Source organism: Agrobacterium sp. 22-221-1, from assembly GCF_053522445.1.
In genome coordinates this window covers 1-19079 of sequence record NZ_JBNWCL010000010.1, presented here as the reverse complement: position 1 = coordinate 19079, position 19079 = coordinate 1, and the positions used below count along the sequence as shown (strand labels likewise).

14 protein-coding genes, 1 tRNA gene and 4 pseudogenes are annotated in these 19079 nt (G+C 59.0%); 9 read left to right on the top strand and 10 right to left on the bottom strand.

The window, feature by feature from the left end:
* Window positions 1–249: 249 nt before the first annotated feature.
* Window positions 250–900, bottom strand: a complete 651-nt coding sequence (locus ACQZ5N_RS16205; RefSeq protein ID WP_149622372.1) for an invasion associated locus B family protein — start codon at window positions 898–900, stop codon at window positions 250–252.
* 229 nt (window positions 901–1129) lie between these two features.
* Window positions 1130–1879, bottom strand: a complete 750-nt coding sequence (locus ACQZ5N_RS16200; RefSeq protein WP_448733458.1) for a hypothetical protein — start codon at window positions 1877–1879, stop codon at window positions 1130–1132.
* Window positions 1880–2104: 225 nt separating this feature from the next.
* Here ACQZ5N_RS16200 and ACQZ5N_RS16195 point away from each other — a divergent pair, with 225 nt between their 5' ends.
* The gene (locus ACQZ5N_RS16195; protein WP_448733457.1) at window positions 2105–2830 is read left to right on the top strand and encodes a response regulator; all 726 of its coding nucleotides are present in this window, start codon (window positions 2105–2107) and stop codon (window positions 2828–2830) included.
* A 219-nt stretch (window positions 2831–3049) separates the two neighbouring features.
* On the opposite strand, the gene ACQZ5N_RS16190 is transcribed toward ACQZ5N_RS16195, so the two are convergent.
* Complete coding sequence (locus ACQZ5N_RS16190) at window positions 3050–3382, bottom strand: transposase (protein WP_448733572.1); 333 nt, start codon at window positions 3380–3382, stop codon at window positions 3050–3052.
* The gene (locus tag ACQZ5N_RS16185; protein WP_448733456.1) at window positions 3379–3747 is read right to left on the bottom strand and encodes a transposase; all 369 of its coding nucleotides are present in this window, start codon (window positions 3745–3747) and stop codon (window positions 3379–3381) included. The genes ACQZ5N_RS16190 and ACQZ5N_RS16185 overlap by 4 nt, the downstream gene beginning before the upstream one ends.
* Before the next feature lie 367 nt (window positions 3748–4114).
* Here ACQZ5N_RS16185 and ACQZ5N_RS16180 point away from each other — a divergent pair, with 367 nt between their 5' ends.
* From ACQZ5N_RS16180 to ACQZ5N_RS16165, 4 genes and pseudogenes are all read left to right on the top strand, one after another.
* Window positions 4115–5779 (top strand): carboxylesterase/lipase family protein, encoded by a 1665-nt coding sequence (locus ACQZ5N_RS16180; RefSeq protein WP_448733455.1) that lies wholly within the window; start codon window positions 4115–4117, stop codon window positions 5777–5779.
* A gap of 79 nt (window positions 5780–5858) precedes the next feature.
* Entirely contained in the window at window positions 5859–7346 is a 1488-nt protein-coding gene (locus ACQZ5N_RS16175) for a neutral/alkaline non-lysosomal ceramidase N-terminal domain-containing protein (protein ID WP_448733454.1), read from the top strand.
* Window positions 7347–7400: 54 nt separating this feature from the next.
* A complete protein-coding gene (locus tag ACQZ5N_RS16170; RefSeq protein WP_448733453.1) occupies window positions 7401–8957 on the top strand; it encodes a carboxylesterase/lipase family protein in 1557 nt (518 codons plus the stop codon).
* Between the two features lie 615 nt (window positions 8958–9572).
* Window positions 9573–10046, top strand: a pseudogene (locus ACQZ5N_RS16165) (substrate-binding domain-containing protein); the annotation flags it as partial.
* Window positions 10047–10214: 168 nt separating this feature from the next.
* On the opposite strand, the gene ACQZ5N_RS16160 reads toward ACQZ5N_RS16165, so the two are convergent.
* The 3 genes and pseudogenes from ACQZ5N_RS16160 to ACQZ5N_RS16150 all read right to left on the bottom strand — a co-directional run bounded on the left by ACQZ5N_RS16160 (window position 10215) and on the right by ACQZ5N_RS16150 (window position 14894).
* Window positions 10215–11705: a carotenoid oxygenase family protein gene (locus ACQZ5N_RS16160; RefSeq protein WP_149622365.1), complete on the bottom strand. Its 1491-nt coding sequence runs from the start codon at window positions 11703–11705 to the stop codon at window positions 10215–10217.
* Window positions 11706–11749: 44 nt separating this feature from the next.
* A pseudogene (locus ACQZ5N_RS16155) lies at window positions 11750–13222 on the bottom strand (aldehyde dehydrogenase family protein).
* A complete protein-coding gene (locus ACQZ5N_RS16150) occupies window positions 13215–14894 on the bottom strand; it encodes an FUSC family protein (RefSeq protein WP_448733452.1) in 1680 nt (559 codons plus the stop codon). Before ACQZ5N_RS16150 ends, ACQZ5N_RS16155 begins: the two are co-directional and overlap by 8 nt.
* A gap of 213 nt (window positions 14895–15107) precedes the next feature.
* Between ACQZ5N_RS16150 and ACQZ5N_RS16145 the strand changes: the two genes are divergently transcribed.
* The gene (locus ACQZ5N_RS16145) at window positions 15108–15704 is read left to right on the top strand and encodes a TetR/AcrR family transcriptional regulator (RefSeq protein ID WP_448733451.1); all 597 of its coding nucleotides are present in this window, start codon (window positions 15108–15110) and stop codon (window positions 15702–15704) included.
* 3 nt (window positions 15705–15707) lie between these two features.
* Window positions 15708–15932 carry a hypothetical protein gene (locus tag ACQZ5N_RS16140; protein WP_448733450.1) on the top strand — a complete coding sequence of 75 codons (225 nt, stop codon included), beginning with the start codon at window positions 15708–15710 and terminating at the stop codon, window positions 15930–15932.
* On the opposite strand, the gene ACQZ5N_RS16135 is transcribed toward ACQZ5N_RS16140, so the two are convergent.
* Window positions 15876–16235, bottom strand: coding sequence for a helix-turn-helix domain-containing protein (locus ACQZ5N_RS16135; protein WP_448733571.1), 360 nt, complete (start codon window positions 16233–16235; stop codon window positions 15876–15878). The two genes, ACQZ5N_RS16140 and ACQZ5N_RS16135, sit on opposite strands and share 57 nt — an antisense overlap.
* 147 nt (window positions 16236–16382) lie before the next feature.
* Window positions 16383–16667: pseudogene (locus tag ACQZ5N_RS16130) on the bottom strand (acetyl-CoA C-acetyltransferase); the annotation flags it as partial.
* Window positions 16668–17049: 382 nt separating this feature from the next.
* On the opposite strand from ACQZ5N_RS16130, the gene ACQZ5N_RS16125 reads away from it, so the two are divergent.
* Window positions 17050–17134 (top strand) — tRNA-Leu (locus ACQZ5N_RS16125).
* Window positions 17135–17203: 69 nt separating this feature from the next.
* Here ACQZ5N_RS16125 and ACQZ5N_RS16120 read toward each other — a convergent pair.
* On the bottom strand, window positions 17204–18358 hold the full coding sequence (locus tag ACQZ5N_RS16120; protein ID WP_448733449.1) for an ROK family protein: 1155 nt from the start codon (window positions 18356–18358) through the stop codon (window positions 17204–17206).
* A gap of 191 nt (window positions 18359–18549) precedes the next feature.
* Here ACQZ5N_RS16120 and ACQZ5N_RS16115 point away from each other — a divergent pair.
* Window positions 18550–18978 (top strand): annotated as a pseudogene (locus ACQZ5N_RS16115) (extracellular solute-binding protein); the annotation flags it as partial.
* Between the last annotated feature and the right edge of the window lie 101 nt (window positions 18979–19079).

Sequence of the window (19079 nt, the reverse complement as noted above, 5' to 3'; positions counted from 1 at the left end):
TAGACCATTCGGCTGGACTGACGAAGCCATCGTTGCTGCTCGTTGGGGCCCCTATCCTGCCCCGCGAGGGTGACTCGGGATGAAATTGCTTCGCGGTCGCCTGACGAACAGGGCCTAGTGCATTGAGTGCCGTGGAGCAAAAGAACGCTCTCGTGGTGGGAAGGACACCGCTCTTCGGCTCCTCTCACTCCCGCCGCGCAGGCATGACCTGCAGTTCCTGCTTACGACCAACCACGTCGTCACGGGCTCTCATTTCAAACTGATTAGCCGCCCGTAAGCAGCTGCGAATCCCTTTAACGAAATCTCGAACATCTGCTCTGTTGACGTGCCGTGAACCGTGGCAGCGATCGCTAGGGTCCCGGCGTGTTTCAGAGCGTCGATGCTATCCCCTGAAAAGACCATTGGAACGAGGCAACCATCCGCGACGCAAGTCGCAAAGGGTGCGATCTGAGCAGCTGGTTGACCATCCATTTTCAGCCGAATTCCCTGCGACAGCGAAAGACCAAACGGCATCAGTACCAGAACACGCGTTAATCCGTCTGCAGGCGGGAAAATCGCTATCGCGATGATCGTTCTGCCCGTTTTCTTATCTTCATGATATTGCCCCATCGAACATCTTCGGGCCGCTTCGATAATCTTGCATTCGACCGCCCAGTCCTCAAAACCCTCCCTAACGGAATTGGCGCTATAATGCGGCGCGGGCTCATCCTCCGCCGTAACCGAGGGGATATCAACCTCGCCGCTCGCCCCGGGCATCCTCTCGGACGCCAGCTGCATCAACGGTCCCAGGACCAACCAATCGACTGCTCCGCCCGAGACTGTGCCGCCGGCAACGCCGTGAAGCAAAAGAAGGGACGGGGCGAACCAAGCTATTCGTTTCAAAATCTTCGTGTTTACCATTTCAGTCGTCGTTTTCCGTGGCTGGCCCGTTCTGAACCGCCGGTGGCTGCGCGCCCAATCCGCTGCGACCGGCACATCTTCGAATTGAGGGAAGCGCCGCTCTCAGAAGAGGCTGTCTGATACGGTTGGGACCGGGGCGACAATGAAGTTTTTTGGGTACCCCAAGTTACAGCCGTTTCCGGCCTCATCGCCATTCGTCCTGGGAGCTGACATCGGGGGGGGTGGTGTCTCACCTCAGCGGCAGAGGCAGGGTGTCGCCGCCCGGGCTCGGAAGAATCTCCGGGGGGAGCGGCGGCGCAAAAAGATGAAGCGGACCAAAAGGGTGGTCGGCTTTAGCGAGCTTGTCGAGCTGTTCGGGTCGGAGCGTCTTTTGCAAGATGTCGATCGCCTGCTTCAAGGACCTGGCCTTCTTCGCACGTACGATGGCACCGTCGGCGAGGATTTCGGCAAAAAGCGGTACTGCCCTTTGATCTTCAGCCGGCATTGCTGGCCGACCGGTAGCTGGAGGCGAAGGAGGCCCGATGATCGCCCAAGGTACAGCCGGGGGCTCCAAGAAGGCGATAAATGCGGATGTATAGGCGCGCCAAGCATCGATCTGCGCGGCGCCGATACCGACATACAGTTCTAACGCCGACAATTGCGCTGCAAAACTAAGTGCGGGATCACCGGGCCAATCGCCACCAGGCCCCGCGCCGATTGGTGGCAGACCAGTATCCTCGTGCGGTCGGATTGGCTGGGCAAATGGATATTCACCGTGGATCCAGGGCGGAGGCAAGCCAGGACCGTCACCGCCTCCTGGCATGGGAAGGGGCAACATTCCGGTGGCGGCCGATCCGTCCTTCTTCGGCTTGCCTGGATTGCCCGCAACGATTGGGATCCTCAATTCCCTTTCTTCCGAAGTTCCGCCGCTGAGATCTTGCGTATGGGAGGGCGCGCTTATCAATATCACCAAAGCTGCCGACAGGAGCCCCGTAACCATGAGGGAGCCTCTCATGACGTCTTCCTTCCAATGTCAGTGTTCACGGTTGATGACCATAAGCAGCGAGCGTATCCCGAATTGGTCCGCATATTTGGGAAGGTTTCCCAGCCCGCAAAATTTGCAAAGAAAGGTTGCTAACTCTAAAGCAGAAAAGATTTTTTACAAAATTCTCAGCTTCGCGCGGGTGTGATCTCTATAATTCCGCCATGCAAGAGGGCATCGGAGATGAACAGTCAGGCTCATATATTAATCGTCGATGACGACCTTGAAATTCGCTCCCTGCTTGCGCGTTATCTCAGCGGACAGGGGTTTCGTGTCTCCGTCGCATCGAACAAGCGCGAATTCGAACATCACATGCAGGTTGCCAATCCAAATCTTCTGGTTCTCGATGCCATGTTGCGAGATGGCTCGGGTCTGGACATTTGCCGTGGGTTGCGTGATCGCCGCTCCCCCATACCCGTCATCCTGTTGACGGCGCTGAAGGAAGACGTCGATCGCATCGTCGGTTTGGAGATCGATGCAGACGACTATCTCGGCAAACCCTTCAACCCCAAGGAACTGGTTGCCCGCATCAAGAGCGTATTACGGCGCTCGGGTCAAAACGATCCGCCCGATGCTGAAGCGAGGATCTACAGTTTCGCCGGACTGGAAGCCGATCCCGAGCAGCGCCACGTGTCACGCGAAAATGGCGACACCGTCGATCTCACCCGTGCCGAGTTCGAGCTTCTCAGGGTATTTCTTGAGCGGCCCGGTCGGCCCCTGTCACGCGACCAGCTTCTTGAACTTACGCAGGGACGCTCTCGTGATCATATGGACCGCTCGATTGACGTCCTGATGAGCAGACTGCGTCGCAAGCTCGGCGAAAGCAAAACCGGACCGCTCTTCAAGACAATCCGCAACGGCGGCTATCAGCTCATGGTGCCGGTGAAGGTGTCGGTGATTACAAGATGAATTCACTATAAAACCTATCGTCGCACTACGATCCTGACAATCGTCACCGTCGTTGACTTGGCAATCTTCGCAGCCAATATGGTCTGCACCCCCGCAGTTGGAATATAAGGTAGAACCAATCGTCGGCCAGATCCGCTTTCTCAAATGGCGCGGTGGAGACGTGAGCGTTACACGCGGTACGGGCCGGTTGTAACGGCCTCCATCAAGCTTGAAAGCGGGTCAATTGATCGGAACCGACGGAATATTGCCCATATCCCGAACCGGTCCGATGAGGTTCTCGACCTTGTGGCGCTGACGGTAGAGGACCTTGTCGTAGGCGAATGGAACTTTGCGGCTCCGGCTGGACGAGATGCACGGCTCTATGCCTCTGGCTTCGAGTTCCTCGCGGAACCAAGTGCTGTCGTATCCTCGATCGGCAATCAGGTGAGCGGCGGGAGGCAACGCGTCGAGCGCGAGACGAGCGCCCCTGTGGTCGCTCATCTGGCCTTCCGACAGGAGCAGGATGATTGGCCGTCCGTCACCGTCGCAAACGGTGTGGAGCTTCGAGTTCAGCCCGCCCTTGGTTCGCCCGATACGACGGGGAACATCCCCTTTTTAAACAGGCTCGCTGCCGTGCGGTGGGCCTTCAGATGCGTCGCGTCGATCATGATGCGCTCGGGTTTCGGCCTTTCGCCCGCAAGCCCGGCAAAGATACGGTCGAAAACACCGAGGCGGCTCCAGCGGATGAAGCGGTTATAGAGCGTCTTGTGCGGACCGTAGTCAGCCGGCGCTTTCTTCCACTGCAGCCCGTTCCTGATCACATAGACGATGCCGCTTACCACGCGCCGGTCATCGACCCGCGCAATACCATGCGAAAGCGGGAAATGCGGCGATATTCGCGCAATCTGGCGCTCGCTCAGCAGAAACAAATCACCCATCACGGCCTCCTTCTCGGAGAACGTGAATCACATCTCGTCAAGCACTGGTAATGCCGGACGGACCGGTGCTGCTTGAAGCCGCTCGGCGACGAAGCGCACAACGCATCTGGATATTGCGGACGGAATTGTGCGAAGCGCTCGCTGAGCGTCTCAAATCGCTTGCTCTGCTTTTATATTGCATTTTGCTCTATCAGTTATGCCGTCCGCAAGGATTGACTTAAATCGATTATGTTCGACTTTACGCAGGTCCTCTGGATGGGAGGGCATCGTGCGGCTTTGGAGGAAGCTGCACGCGGTTGTGTGAGGATACCGTCAGCCTCGACGATTTCTCGCTCCCGAACGTCATCATGGATTGGAGGAATAGCAGATGCGTTACCAACCATCGTTAATATCCAAAGGCCTTTATTTCGCCATCGGCAAAACGCCGCGCCACCTGGCCATGGCCTCGGTAATTCTTCTCGCAGGTGTGAGTACTGCCTCGACGGTTTATGCCGACGGTTACGTGTCGGGCGCCAAGGCGGCCGTCGTCGATACCAAGGCTGGCGAGATCGTCGGGGCCGAACGCAACGGCGTCTATAGCTATCTCGGCGTTCAATATGCGACCGCCGAACGGTTCGTGCCGCCGAAACCGGTCGCGCCCTGGGAGGGCGTGCGGCCTGCGTTGGCGTTCGGCGAAACATGCCCGATCCCGGCGATGAAGTCGGTCGCGGGCGACGAGTTGTTCAATCCGCATCGCTACCTGCCGAGCAGCGAGAATTGCCTGTCCCTGAATGTCTGGACGCCCGGCCTGAAGGACGGCAAGAAGCGGCCTGTGATGGTCTGGCTGCATGGTGGCGGCTACACCAACGGCTCTTCGATCGAGCAGGTCTCCTATGACGGCGAAAACCTGTCGCGCAAGGGCGATGTGGTGGTGATCACCCTCAACCATCGCCTGAACGCGCTCGGATTCTTGGATCTTTCCGCCTATGGGCCGGAATACAAGGAATCGGGCAATGCCAGCATCGCCGACCTCGTCACGGCGCTGCAGTGGGTCAAGGACAATGCCGAAGCGTTCGGCGGCGATCCGGGCAATGTGACGATATTCGGTCAGTCGGGCGGCGGCAGCAAGGTGCGCACGCTGATGGGGCTCCCGGCGGCAAAAGGCCTGTTCGGCAAGGCGATCGTTCAGAGCGGCGCGACGACCTCGCCGGTCACCAGCCAGAGGTCGGCACGCCGCGTTGCGGAACTCACCTTGAAGAATCTCGGTATCGAAACCTCTCAGGTCGACCACCTCAAGACGGTGCCCGTCGAGCAACTTGTCGAGGCCGGTACGAAGGCACTGGAGGATGCCAAGAAAGAAGGCATCGAAAACCCGCGCTGGGCACCGGTTGTCGATGGCGCATATCTGCCGCGCGATCCGGTAGGTGATGGCTGGGTGGATCAGGCCAAGGATATCCCGCTGCTGATAGGCACCGTGCTCAACGAGCAAGAGACCGTCACCCGCATCAACCCGGCGATCCTTTATGCCGACAACAAGAACGAATGGAACGCTGAAAAGACCGACGCCAAACTGAAGCAACGCTTCGGCGACAAGGCGAATGCTATCGGCAAGGCTTTTCTGGAGGCCTATCCTGAAAAGAAGCTGGCGGATGCCGCCTTCGTCGATCTGACCGGCCGCACCGGCACGCTGAAGAACATTCAGATGAAGGCCAAGCAGGGCGGCGCACCGGTCTATTCCTACGTGTTCACGCGTGAATCGCCTGCCATGGGCGGAATCGGCGGCGCCTGGCATTGCTCGGAAATTCCCTATGTCTTTGCCAATGCCGAACTTGTCTCGCAGGCCACAGGCGGCGGGCCAGAGGCTGCTGCCTTGCAGGACAAGATGAGCGAGGCATGGATCAATTTCGCGAAATCCGGCAATCCGAACCATCCTGGCCTGCCTGAATGGCCGGCTTATGCCGCCGACAAGGGTGCGACGATGATCTTCGACAACAAGAGCGAAGTCCGGTTCAATCACGACCTGCCGCTGCTCAAGGCCGCCGGCGTGTTGTAGCCCGCATCTCGGTTCCATTCCTGATGAGTGACAAACTTCCGGCGGTGCCGTCGCCGGAAGAGCGGCTGGCCGTTACGCAATGTCACCGGATGTCCAGCCGGCGCGCCACAAGAACAGGCGCCTGTATTTCTTTTCATTTATTCCATTGGAGGAAAGCATGAAAAAGACAGTTATTAGCCTCGCAATCGCGTCGAGCGTATCTGCCCTGGCGGCGGCCCCTGCCGCGGCGCAGAGTGCAACGGGAACGCTCCGTGCTGGGGCTGCGCGCATCGAGATCACACCACCAGCGAGCCCGGCTTACCCGGCGATGAACGAATACGATCACGAGAAGCTTTATCTTCGGGTGATCGTCATCGACAACGGCAAGACGAAGATGGCGCTCATCGGTGCTGATCTCGGCGGCATAAACGAGGAAGTCTGGGCCGAGGCCAGCAAGCGCATCGGCGAAACCCTCGGCATTCCGCCTCAGAACGTTGTCCTGTCATCCACCCATACCCATAGCGACTGGCCGGCCAATGCGACCACGGCGCCTGGCCAGCCGCGCTACGGCAGCGATTTCGTGTCGAATGTTGCGGTCGATGCGGTGAAAAAGGCCGTTTCCGCATTGCAACCGGCAAAGGTCGGCTATTCCACCGGAGAAGCCTATCTCAACGTCAACCGCGACGCGATCAATCCGCGGACGCATCTGTGGACGCAGGCAGCGAATTTCAATGCCTATTCCGACAAGACCGTAAGCGTCCTTTCCGTCATCAAGCCGAGTGGCGAGCCGATCGCGACCTATGTCAATTATGCGATGCATCCTGTGAACGGCTATCTCTCGGGTTTTGTCAGCGGAGATTTCGCCGCCGCCACGAGCCGCTATATCGAGCGCAATTTCAGCGATGATGTCGTGGCGATATTCACCCAGGGAGCATCCGGTGATCAGAACCCGCGCTGGCTGAGGACTGGCACCAACACGCTCGCGTCAAAAACCGGAGTACCGATCTCCGGCTACGAGATGAGCCGCGAGGATGTCGAGGCGCCGTTGCGCAACAAGCAGGTGGTGGACGGCCCCCTCGATCCGAAAAGAGCGCACCAGCTTGCCGACTATATGCAGGCCCTCGGTGTGATTCTCGGCGAGGAAGTCATCCGCGTCATGTCTCATACGGATGGATGGATGGCATCGCCGGAAATCTGGGCGGCGCAGACCACGCTGACCTGCCCTGGCCGGACGCGACTCGACAAAGTGCGCGAGGGTGCGGCCGGTCAATACGAAGACGGCAAGGACGTCGACATCCGGCTAGGGGCCGTTGGCATCGGTGATATCGCGCTCTCGACCGTCAACGCCGAGATCTATAGCCGTATCGGCCAACGCGCGAAACAGATGTCGCCCCTGTCGAAAACCGTGTTGATCACCCTGGCGAACGGTCGCGCCAATTCCGGCTATATTCCGGACGACCAGTCGTTCGAACATCAGACGTTCCAGGTTCTGGGTTCGCGGCTGAAGCCGGGTTGCGCCGAAGAGGGCATTGCAAAGGGCATTGCCGGCATGGTCAGCGACCACATCGAACGCAAGCGCACGAACTGATGTGCGCCAAAGGCCCCGAAGCAAACTGAAGACCCTATATCAGGAGGAACACGAATGTTGTTCGCACATCGCCCCACGATGATCGGCGTCATGCTGCTATCGTTCGCAGCACCCGCCGCGCATGCCGTCACTCAACCCGTTTCCGCGCCGGTCGGCGAAGTCGTCGGACAAGAACAGGGCGATCTGCTTGTCTATCAGGGTATACCCTATGCCCGACCGCCGATAGGTGATTTGCGCTTCGCTCCGCCTCGGGAAGCGGAGCCGTTCAAGCAACCCTTTGTCGCAGATGTGCCCGGCAACGAATGCGTCCAACACGCGGTGTTCTGGCGTCCGGACAAAGGGGCAAGCTGGACCGAGGATTGCCTGACCCTCACCATCTACCGGCCGCAGGGCGATGCGGGAAATTTGCCCGTCATCGTGGGATATCATGGCGGTGGATCGCGCAATGGCGCCAAGACCGACTGGGACCCGAAGGAGATTGCAAGGCGCGGGAATATCGTTGTAACCGCGAACTACAGACTGGGAGCTCTCGGTTATCTCGCGCTTGCGGAACTGAATGCGGAATCTCAGGATGGCAAGAGCAGTGGGAATTTCGGTGATCTCGACAAGATCGAGGCTCTCAAATGGGTCAAGAAGAACATCGCCGCTTTCGGAGGCAATCCGGAAAGGGTCGTGGTTGCCGGACAATCGGGCGGAGCCCGAGGCGTATGCTTCATCGTCGCGTCGCCGCAAGCGAAGGGCCTGTTTCATGGAGCGATCATAGAAAGTGGACGCGACTGCCCGAGCACGCCGAACGAAAAGGCGGTGGAAAGCGGGGAGAAATTCGCGGCTGCAATCGGTTGTGCGGACAAGGCAACCCGCCTCGCCTGCCTTCGCGGCAAGAGCCCGGACGAAATCCTGGATGCTCAGGAAAAGTCCGCGCTGACTCTCCCCACGGTTTCCGGCGGCTACGCCATGCCGAAACCGCCTTTAGAGGCATTCGAGACCGGAGAATTCAACCGGGTCCCGGTCATTGTGGGCAATACGCGAAACGAAGCGCGCATATTCGTCTATGAGGCCAACGATCTGAAGGATCAACCGGTCAGTCAGGCACAGTATCGCGCCGAAGTCCGCAAGAACGAAGGAGACAAGGCGGAAAAAATCCTCGCTGCTTATTCGGCGATCGAAACGACCGCTCCCGGAGCCGCGCTGGCCGACTATAGCACCGACCGCGGCTCTACCTGCCCGACGACAAAGCTTGTTACGGCACTTGCCCGCTGGACCCCCACTTATGCCTACGAGTTCAGGGACGAAACGGCGCCGTTGCGTTCCTATGCCTCCGTTCCACAGTCCTTCGCCGTAGGAAGCGGCCATAGTTCGGAGATTTCCTATCTGTGGGGAGAAAGCATGGTGCCTGCGGGCTTGACGACTCGGCAACTGAAACTCGCCGAGGTGATGCGTCGCTATTTTTCGGCGCTCGCCGATCCCAAAGGAATGCCGCCCGAATGGCCTCGGTTTACCGTGGAAACCCCCCAGCGTCTGGCGTTTCTGGAAGACGGCATTACGAAGGTCATCAGCGAAGATGAGTATCGCGCCGATCATCGTTGTGACCTGTGGCAGGCCGCAAAATAGTCAGGCATCGTCCAGCCAGGCATGATTGGATGTCGTACTCGGTCGTTACATAGTTTGCGTTGGATTTGTCAGTCGTCACGATCTCCTTTGGTCAGCGGAGCGGCCTTTGCCCCTGACGGGAGGAGGCCCTCTCCTGCGGCTAGGCCGTCGACAATAAGACTTTGAGAGAGTGCAAGTATCCGGTGGTTGAAGGCCTCGCAAGGTGCGTTGCCGTTCCCGCAGTCGCCTGGGTTTTGCTGTTCAGCTTACGCCGGTGCGAGGTCTCGGCCGCCCCCTTGCTCAGGAGAGACACCTCCGGGGCGGTCATCTCCGTCGTGGGCGATCAGATGGGTATCTACCTCAGGCGGCACGCGGTCCAAACCGGGCGGTTGCGGTAGAGTTAAGAGGGCGTAATCCCGATTCGTCGTGCGATCGCCGAGATATCACCCCAAGCCGGCAAACGTCCTCAACGGCCTCGACATTAAATTCGTTAGACCAGAAACGTCGCAACTGACGTGAACCGTCAAGTCGATTTGTTACCATCTCTGGGCGGCGCATTGTCCTCAATGAGGCCGGTGTGCGCGATACCAAAGAATTTGAAGCCGCAAACGCCGTTTATAGCGCGGCCTCGGGCACACCCGGATCGCCTACGTGACGGACAAATCATTCACCTTTGCCCGCGCCTCGCGCCTCAAGGGTTTCCGAGCTGCGGTTGCTGAAATTAACCTCGCGGAGTGCCCTGTCTTCGAGGAAAACTCTGATAAAAAAGCGATCAGCTATTCGGACATCGAGTTGTTCGAGGTGGGGCGGCGTGCGGCGGGGCGCTTGCTGGAGACGGTACCGCGGCCAACGGCAATCGTTGCGCTCAATGATATGATCGCTGTGGGCATCCTCTCGGAACTACGCCAGCGTGACATCTCGATCCCGAATGATATTTCCCTGGTTGGAATAGACGACATTGTCTTATCTCGCCTGACGACGCCGCGGCTGACCACCATATGCCAACCTTTGTCACAAATTGCGGAGACGGCAGTCGACCGTTTGATTGCCCGTCTTTCTGCGCCAACCCGACCATCGGCTGAAGTTGTCTTCCAACCGGAACTGGTCGTGCGTCAATCGACGGCAGGGCATCTTCGACGGTCGGAATGGACGGACTCACGCAGGCGTGAGCCGCCAGCGACCCTGCGCCGAGATTCGGACACATGGTTGAAATCAGACAGAACTTTCTGGATCCCTTGCGCCGGGACGTATCCCGACGCACGGTTGCGTGTTTGCGGATCAGGCCTGTTTGCGGACCGCTTCGAGCGCCTTCGCGGGCGTCCAGTTGCCGTGCAGCGACATGCGCAGGCGGAACGGGATCTTGATGCGGGCCACTGGGCCGGCCGCCATATTCAACGAGTCGAGCACGACCAGTTCCGTGTTGTCGCCGTTGAGATGGTTCAGCAACGCAATCACATATCCATCGCCTTCAGGAGCATCGTCCGAACGCGGCACAAAGATCGGCTCCTGGAAGCACTGTCCATCACCGGGGAACCAGGCATCAGTCGTACCTGTCTTCACATTGACATGGGCAAGCTGGTTGAAGAACTGGAACGGTCGGTCCCCCAGGCTTTCATCGAAAGGTAGTGTCGGATCGAAGGCCAACACGAAACCATGCTCATAGGGTTTGCCGGTGAACCGTTCATCGCAACGCGGGAATTCACACGGGAAGGATGTGATGGGGCGCGGCTGGAGAGCATAGTCGGCCGCACCCGGTTCGCCAGGACCATTGAGATTGAACGACCAGCGCATCAGCTGCGAACTGAGGGTTTCGGGAAGCGGTACGGACCCGTCTGCCTGAGGGAAAAAGTAGAAGATATTCCCCGTGGTGACAGGCATGTCGACCTGCAGAAAGCCGTCTTCCTCGTACGAGTTCAGAGTATGCCCCTGGAATCCGTCCTTCGGCCCCTCGAACCACATGACATCCTCAGCGCTGCCGTCTCGCGGCAGCACACCGAAGAGCTGCGCCAGATCCGGTTGCCATTCAAAATGCTGCCCGCCCGCCTTCATGCGTTCGATATCGACGGTCAGAGGGATGAGCGGGAAGACGACATGCCGGGCGGTGATGGCGAAATCGTGGATCATTGCGGCGTAGGGAGCCTTGAACCAGATCTCCTTCTTGAGCTTGCCCGAGGCGTCGATTTCGAAATAGGCGATATCGGGCGTGCCGTCGCCCTTGGCTTCATAGGCGAAGCAAAGGAGGTCGCCGTTGTCAGGATCGACCTTGGGATGGGCTGTGAAAGTGGCCGACTTGATCTGGCCGTTGAAGTCCCAGACGCCGATCGTTTCCAGCGTCTCGGGGTCGAGCGCATAAGGAAGTGCATCCTCCTTCATGGCGAGCAATACGCCGGCATGGCAGAGTACCGTCGTGTTCGCTGTCGTGTTGTTTTCGGCTGCCAGCGGGTCGTTGGTGAAAACGTTGCGATAGACGCCGTTGAGCGAGCGCCGCTCGCGCCACTGCGCCGCCAACCGGTCTGTATGGACATAGCGCCTGCGCAGACTGACATGGCCGTTCTCGAACCTGAAGGCCGAGACCAGTCCATCGCCGTTGAAGAAGATGTCCTTACCGAGCATCGGCGGATAATAGGAATCCGGGGATACCTGGAAAAAGGTGCCGGCAATCGTCGGAGGAACGGTCCCCTCGACCTCGAGATCGAAGATCTGCGTTTCGACGCGACTGGGCTCGTAGAGGCCAGTGAATTCTGGAATTTCCGGGAAGGTCATGCTCATTTTGTCTTTCCTTCTGTTTAGGTCCGGTTGCTGGGGGGGTAAGGTCAGAACGGATAGACGCGCGGTTCGTCCTGCACGCTGATCCAGTGATCGGTGGTCAGTTCCTGGATGATCCAGTCGCTGTTGAAGCGGCCGAGACCGCTGTTCTTCTCGCCGCCGAACATTGTGTTCGGGTCGTCATTGGGAGAGATGTCGTTGATGTGGGTCATGCCCGCCTCGATGCCTTTGGCAAAGCGCAGTCCGCGCGCGGCATCGGTGGTGAAGACCGCGCTCGACAGGCCGAATTCGACGGCATTGGCCATGCGCAACGCGTCGGCTTCATCAGCCGCTCGGATCAGCGACGCGATCGGGCTGAACAGCTCGGTTTGCGCCAAAGCGGAATTATTAGCGACATCGACAAAGACTTGAGGCGGCAAAACCTGTCCTGAGGGTTCATCGCTCAGGACTTAGTGAATGCCGGCGGCCCTCGCCTTGTCGACATGACCGAGCGCTGCCTTGAGCTGCCTCTCATTGATGAGCGGACCGATCACCGTGTCCGGTTCGTTCGGGTCACCGACCTTCAATGAACGTGCTCGCTCGATGAACGCCTCCACGAAGCGATCATAAAGTCGCGACTCGACGATGATGCGGTTCGTACTCATGCAGATCTGCCCCTGATGCAGAAAGCGACCGACGATAGCTCCGGAAACCGCATGGTCGAGATCGGCATCGTCCAGCACTACACAGGGCGCATTGCCACCCAGTTCAAGCGCTACGCGCTTCAACGTGGCGCCGGTCATCGCCAGTTCGCCGATACGCCGTCCTACTCGCGTAGACCCTGTAAACGAGATGAACTTGGGAATTTCGTGCAGCGTGAACGCATCGCCGATTTCCCTTACGTCGCCGACGACAACGTTGAGCAGGCCGGCGGGCAGTCCCGCTTCCTCGTAGATGCTGGCAAGCAGAAGGCCACCGGTGACCGGCGTGTCCTCGGCAGGTTTGAGCACGATACCGTTGCCAAGTGCGAGCGCCGGAGCGACCGAACGATTCGACAGATGCATCGGAACGTTCCAGGGGCTGATGACGCCGACGACACCCAACGGCCGGCGATAAACTCTGCTCTCCTTCCCGGAAATGTCGATGGGCAGTATCCGTCCCATCACACGCGCGGGCATGGATGCTGCAACCAGCGTGCCGGCGCGAACGGCCGCCCATTCGATTTCCGCCTTCATGCGGGTGCTGCCGGATTCGGCGATCAGCCAGTCGACTATCTCGGCATGGCGGCGGTCCATGACGGCGACTGCGCGATGCATGACCGCAGCCCGTTCTCCTGGCAGGAGCCGCGCCCAGTCGAGCTGGGCTCTCGCTGCGGCGCGATAGGCGTCGTCGAGATCATCGTGGGAGGCGCAACCGATTTCGGTTAAGACTTCACCGTTGCACGGGTTGCGATCGCTAAGCGATGTTGCAGCCCGACCGGTTCGCCAGCGCCCATCAATATACTGGCCGGTGAACTGACGCTGGATCTGAGTATCAGGCATTGTTTTTCCTTCTTGTGTTTGAAGTGGCCAGCGCATCGAGCGCCGCGCTCGCCTTGATCGAAGCCTCTCTTGCGGTAGCCGATTTGAGGCGGCGGCTTTCTGCGGCGGCGGCCAGGCAGGCCTGTGCTGCTTTGAAAAGCGGGGACTCAACCTCCGTGACGTCGAGCAGCTGCACCTGCGCGCTGCGCAACGTCTCATGATGGGATGCCAGTGTTTTTTCGTCGGCGCCGCAGGCGATGTCGATGTGGTGCGTCAAGGTTGCAATACGGCGGGCGAGAAGCCTGCGGCGTACATCCGGCGTCGACGGGAGGACCAGCCAAAATATCGCCACCGCTATGACCACGCCCGAGACGATTGCCAGGGCTTCCAGAACGGCGGTCTCGGCGGCTACTGGCGCGGTTCCCGGCTGGGCGGTCAACAGGAATGTCATGGCCATGTCTATGGCCATCTTGGCGGTGACGGTCTTGCGCATGAGCCACGCTGAAACCAACAGGAACGGCGTGACGCAGACTAGTATCGTCAGCAGACCTTCGGCATGCGGCAGCAGAAGCAGCCGGACAAGCAGTCCCATCGCGGCGCCGGCGAGGGTTCCGAGCAATACCTGGACAACCATATGGTTTCCATGGTCGTGACTGGAGAACAGCGAGGTGAACAGGACCGCTGTCATCGCCATCATGGAGCCAGCCTGCCAGCCTGTGGCCAGCCAGATCGCGGACGCGACTGCCAGTGCAACCACCGGCCGCATGGCGGCGCGATACGAGGCGACGCGATCGAAGTCGAACCGGAAGTAACTGAGTGCAGACAGACGGCCGGGCTCCAGCGCCTTCGCAAGATCCTCCAGCGCGCCGGCCAGCACCACGTGACCGTGTGCTGCGGTATCCCTGGCCATACGCCGCGCCCGCTGAAACGGATCGTCAGGCGCGAAGGGTCTGTCGAGAGCCGTGTTCCTACTTCCGCCCAGCGCGAGAAGTTCCAGCAATATGCCGGAGATGTGCCGCAGGCGCCGGGCGTCGGCACGTCCGCGGATCGATCCTGCGGACTGCTCGTCGATGGCTCGGTCAAAGGCCCCTATCTCGGCGATCAACGAAGCGTCCGCATGCGCTTGTTTGTCGGTCTGCCGGTTTTTGATGCGCTGCAAAACGCGACCCAGAAGGTTCCTGGCCCGTGCCTGTGCATCCGCCTTTCGCGACGGCAGGGCTCTGAAGGACAGCATCGAACAGGCGATGCCGATCAGCGTGCACAGAACCCGGTCCTGCGCCAACACGCTGTCCGCATGTCCGTCGCCCAACCCAAACAGGACGACGATCCCCGCAGTGTAGCCGGCAAGAACAAAGCCGTAGTTGCGGAAATGCCGGAAGATCGTGCCGAGCCCAGCGCAACAAGCCAGCCAGAAGGCAAGCAGGATCACAGTGACCGGCAGATATGCATGGACGAGCAGAATCGATGCGCCGGCGGCGGCTCCACAGATCGTCCCGACGAGGCGCGCGGCGCTGCGCTCCACAAGAAGGCCGCGTGTCGGCTGAGCGACCAGCCAAACGGTCATCGCCGCCCACCATGGATGATGGATGCCGAGCACGTGTGTTAGGGCGAGCGCCATGAGTGCAGCAATGGTGGTGTGCAAGGCGAACGCGATCGGGTGACGAGGTGGATCGGCAGCGGGCCGGTTGTCCATCGGCTTTCCCACAGCGCATGGAGCCACGGGGGCGGATTGCCCCCAGCCTTTTTCGTTTTCAAGCATTTCCGGCTTAGCGCTCACAGAGGCACCCATAATTGAACGTTATCGTTTAGATATAACCCGACTTGTTCCTTGTCAATATTCCTGTACGATATCGTTTAATTATGATGACGGCGGGCGTTGAGCCTGATGCGAAACGGGAATGACGCGATGCGAAGAAAGACCGAGGATCGGCGGTTGAGTTTTGTGAAGGCCGCCGGGAAATTGTTCATCGAAAGGGGCTTCGGCGCGGTGACTATGGAAGCGGTAGCGGCTGAGGCCACGGCGTCGAAGGCTACGCTTTACGGTTATTTCCCAAGCAAGGAGGCGCTCTTTGAGGCCTTTGTTAACGAGGCGGGGAAAGGCGGCGTCGAGGAAATCGAGGCTGCGGGACGCGGCGACGATGTCGAGCAAATTCTTCGAAAGCTCGGGACTGCTTATCTCGATCTTGTCACGCGCCCTGACGTCGTCGAGGCAAATCGCCTGATCATGGGCGAGGCCGGACGACAGCCACAGCTAAGCCGCATCTTTTATGAGAACGGACCGCGGAAAACCCTCATCGCGATCAGTGAAATCATTGCTGCGCTGATGGAGGCGGGCAAGCTTCAACGATCCGACCTCCGCGAGGCCAGCCTTTACTTCAAGTCCCTTTGTGAGGCTGGACTTGTCGAGCGTCAGCTATGGGGATTGGATGACCAACCCGATCACCAAGTTCGTCAGTCCGCAGTCGAAAGGGCGACGGAAGTGTTTCTAGCGGCGTTTGGATAAGCGATGAACGTGGAGAGCTCCCCGGCCGCGGGCGTGGTGATCGATTTTCCCGCACGTTATGGAGAGACGCGAGCCTACCAGAACAAGCGGCAAGTCTATTCGATCCTGTTTGAGGCGGCCACCAAGACGCTTAGGATCACTACTGCCGATCGCCAGCATTCGCGGCAATTATCAATTCAACACGGGGCGCGTCCAGATATTACGGGGAAAAATCCGGATACTCGGTGACGAATTGGTGAAGGCTTTTGTAAGTTCACCGTCGAGCATGGACACATGCACGCCGACGGAGAGGCTGCCGCTTGTTGTGACGACCATTATCCCCGAGGTTGAGAACAGTTTCGAGGTCGGTGATAATCTGGCGAACGTCGCGAAATGGGCTGCATCGGGCGTAGGGGTCACACCGCTTCCACCGCGGGTAAATAACCTTATCCCCACCGACTCTTCAAGGTAGCGAATTTTGCGGCTCACCAGGAAGTAATGCGTGTTGAGCCTTCTTCCGGCACGAATAAAGCTGCCTTCCTCGGCGACGATGAGCGCCTGACCAGTTGAATGTGGTTGAGAACAGAAGACACGATCTCAGACAATCGCCTTTTTAGCTGGCTGATTACGGAACTCCACGAATTGCCAATTTGATTTTTAACCAAATCTGCGTTGAGCCATCCGGGGACTGACATATAGTCAGCGTTCAATTGTCAGTGCGATCCCCATTCCACCGCCTATGCACAACGTTGCCAGTGCTTTATGTCCGTCTCTTCTGGCAAGTTCGTGGAGAAGCGTAACTAGGATGCGTGCACCGGATGCACCGATCGGATGCCCGAGAGCGATCGCTCCGCCGTTGACGTTTACAATGCTCGGGCCCCAACCGATTTCCTTATTTACGGCGCATGCCTGTGCAGCAAATGCCTCATTCGCTTCCACCAGATCGAGGTCTTCAACCTTCCACCCCGCCTTGTCCAGTGCCTGTCAATCGGCGTCGTAACGGGGGTCTGACTCATTCTCGATGATGTTTCGGATTCTACTGGCCGTTTCTGACGGAGAATCAGCGCATGCGAGCCCATTTTCGGCCTTCCGATCTGATCCCTGCCGAGTTGAACGTGGAGGCAGTGCACCACAGCGCCGACATGATCGTCGTCGCCGCATGTGGTCAGTCCCGAGGTTGTATGTGTTCCCGAGTAACAGGGGCACGAGTTGAAGGAAAGGCAGCAATTGGTTCGACAGCGTTCGCTACAGCGCTGAAATTACTGTTTTTCCACAGCGCAACTTTGCTCTGGAAATCACTGCGCAGGTGCTGTATAGGAGCGGTCGGCTACCCTCAGGCGCTACGCACGCAGGAGATCGGCACCGTGCGGGTGTGGTGGAATTGGTAGACGCGCCGGATTCAAAATCCGGTTCCGAGAGGAGTGTCGGTTCGAGCCCGACCACCCGCACCATCTCTTATCTACAGAGAGTTTTTCTGTTGGGAAGAGTGTACGCTGACGCCGCATGTAGGCGGATTTCATCTAAAAAAACGTCAGCTTGAACGGCGTGGCTGCCGCACCCATGGCTGCGGCGTCCGGCTTTATCTCCGAAACAATCAGCTTCGGGCTGGCTCGGCCGACACCATAACGCGGCTTGCCGTACAGCCGCGTGCGATCGATCATCATTTCCGCAAGCCCGGCCGGAATCTGTCCGCCGAACACGATGGCCTGCGGATCGTAGACCGCCCAGATCGCGTTGATCAGGCGATTGTAAGCCGGTGTGATCTCGTCCAGCCATTCAATGACACCCGGCCAGTTCGGATCGAAGTTCCGGCGGAGATAGGTGATCGAGGGCACATCGACCCCGTGGGCCTTGAGCTTTTCAAGGATGATCTGCAGCGCCGGGCGGCGTGTGACCTCTTCATCTTCGTACATTTGCGAGAACTCGCCGGCATTGCCGTTGCCGCCGTGCAGAAGTTCGCCGTCGCAGATGAGGCCGCCCCCGAAGCCGTAGTTGAAGCTGAGATAGGCGAAATCCTTGATGTACCGCCCAACGCCGAACATCGCCTCGGCGATGGTGCCCGTCTTGCCGCCATTCAACGCCCAAACCGGCCTGTCGAAATGACTGGTGACGAGCGGGCCGAGCTCGATGAGCGACCATTCATGCAAAGGCAGCGAGGCATTGAAACTGGTCCCGCTCACATGGAACCCCGCAATCCCGAGGCCGACGCCGAAGAACCGCTCGTCCGACAGACCGAGCTTGCCCTGCTGCTCCTTCACCCAGTCACGGACCCGCTCCAGCGCCTGAGCAACCGTCTTCTCCCGAAGTTGGACATTGGTCTCGGCCAGAACCGAACCTGCGAAATCCATCAGACAGACATCGATGACGTCGGTGTTGACCGACATGCCACAGGACCAGGCGTAGGCGCCGTCCAGCGTCAGCATCGGGCTGGGCTGTCCCTTTCCGAGACCGGGTTTGGGCGCCCCGAGACTGATGATGCCGCGCTCGGCCAGCTGGTCAAGCAGCCGGTGTATCGTCTGCTGGGCAAGTTCGGTCAGACCGGTCAGCTCAGTGCGGGAAACGCCGGGATTGCGCCAGATGACACGCAAGAGTGCCCGCTCGTTGGGCGTTGCGACCGCATCGTCGGTCGGCCGGAAAAAACGTGGCGCGATCAACGCGTAGGGTGAATAGCCCATTGATCATCCTCAATAACTTACCATGCAAGGGTATAAACCAAACCGATCGATTTAAGCCATAGATTACTAACGTTGATTTTTTCTCGATTCAAGCTCTTGCACTTTGTCATACTATTGTTACCCTATCTGAGTAACTAAGGCATCGCTCAATCGGCCGAGGAGGGCTCGGCGATGTCTCAACGGAGGTCTCTATGAAACTCTCAACCCTTGCCGCAGCAGCGGCACTTCTTGGTTGCGCCGCGTCTGCTCATGCCGCCAACATCGAATTCTGGTACGGCAACACCGGCCCGGTCGAAACCGCGATCCGGGCGCAATGCGACGCCTTCAACGCCGCCCAGAGCGAGCACAAGGTCACCTGCGTCGGCCAGGGCAATTACGAAGTCCTGATGCAGAAGGCGATCGCCGCCTATCGGGCCAAGAACGCGCCGGTTCTTTTGCAGGTGCTCGATGCCGGCACGCTGGATCTGATGCTGTCGGACGCGGTCGTTCCCGTGCAGGACGAATTGCCTGATGTGAAGTGGGACAGCTATATCGCCGGTGCTCGCACCTATTACGAGACCTCGAAGGGCAAGCTCTTCGCCCAGCCCTATAATGCTTCGACCCTACTGTTCTACACCAACAATGTTGGTTTCCACGCGGAACTGAGCCGGTTTTTCCACCGAGAAGTGAGCCACCTCTGAGTATGGTTTTCTGATCAGGCTTTGGTCAAGGGGTTGGCCTT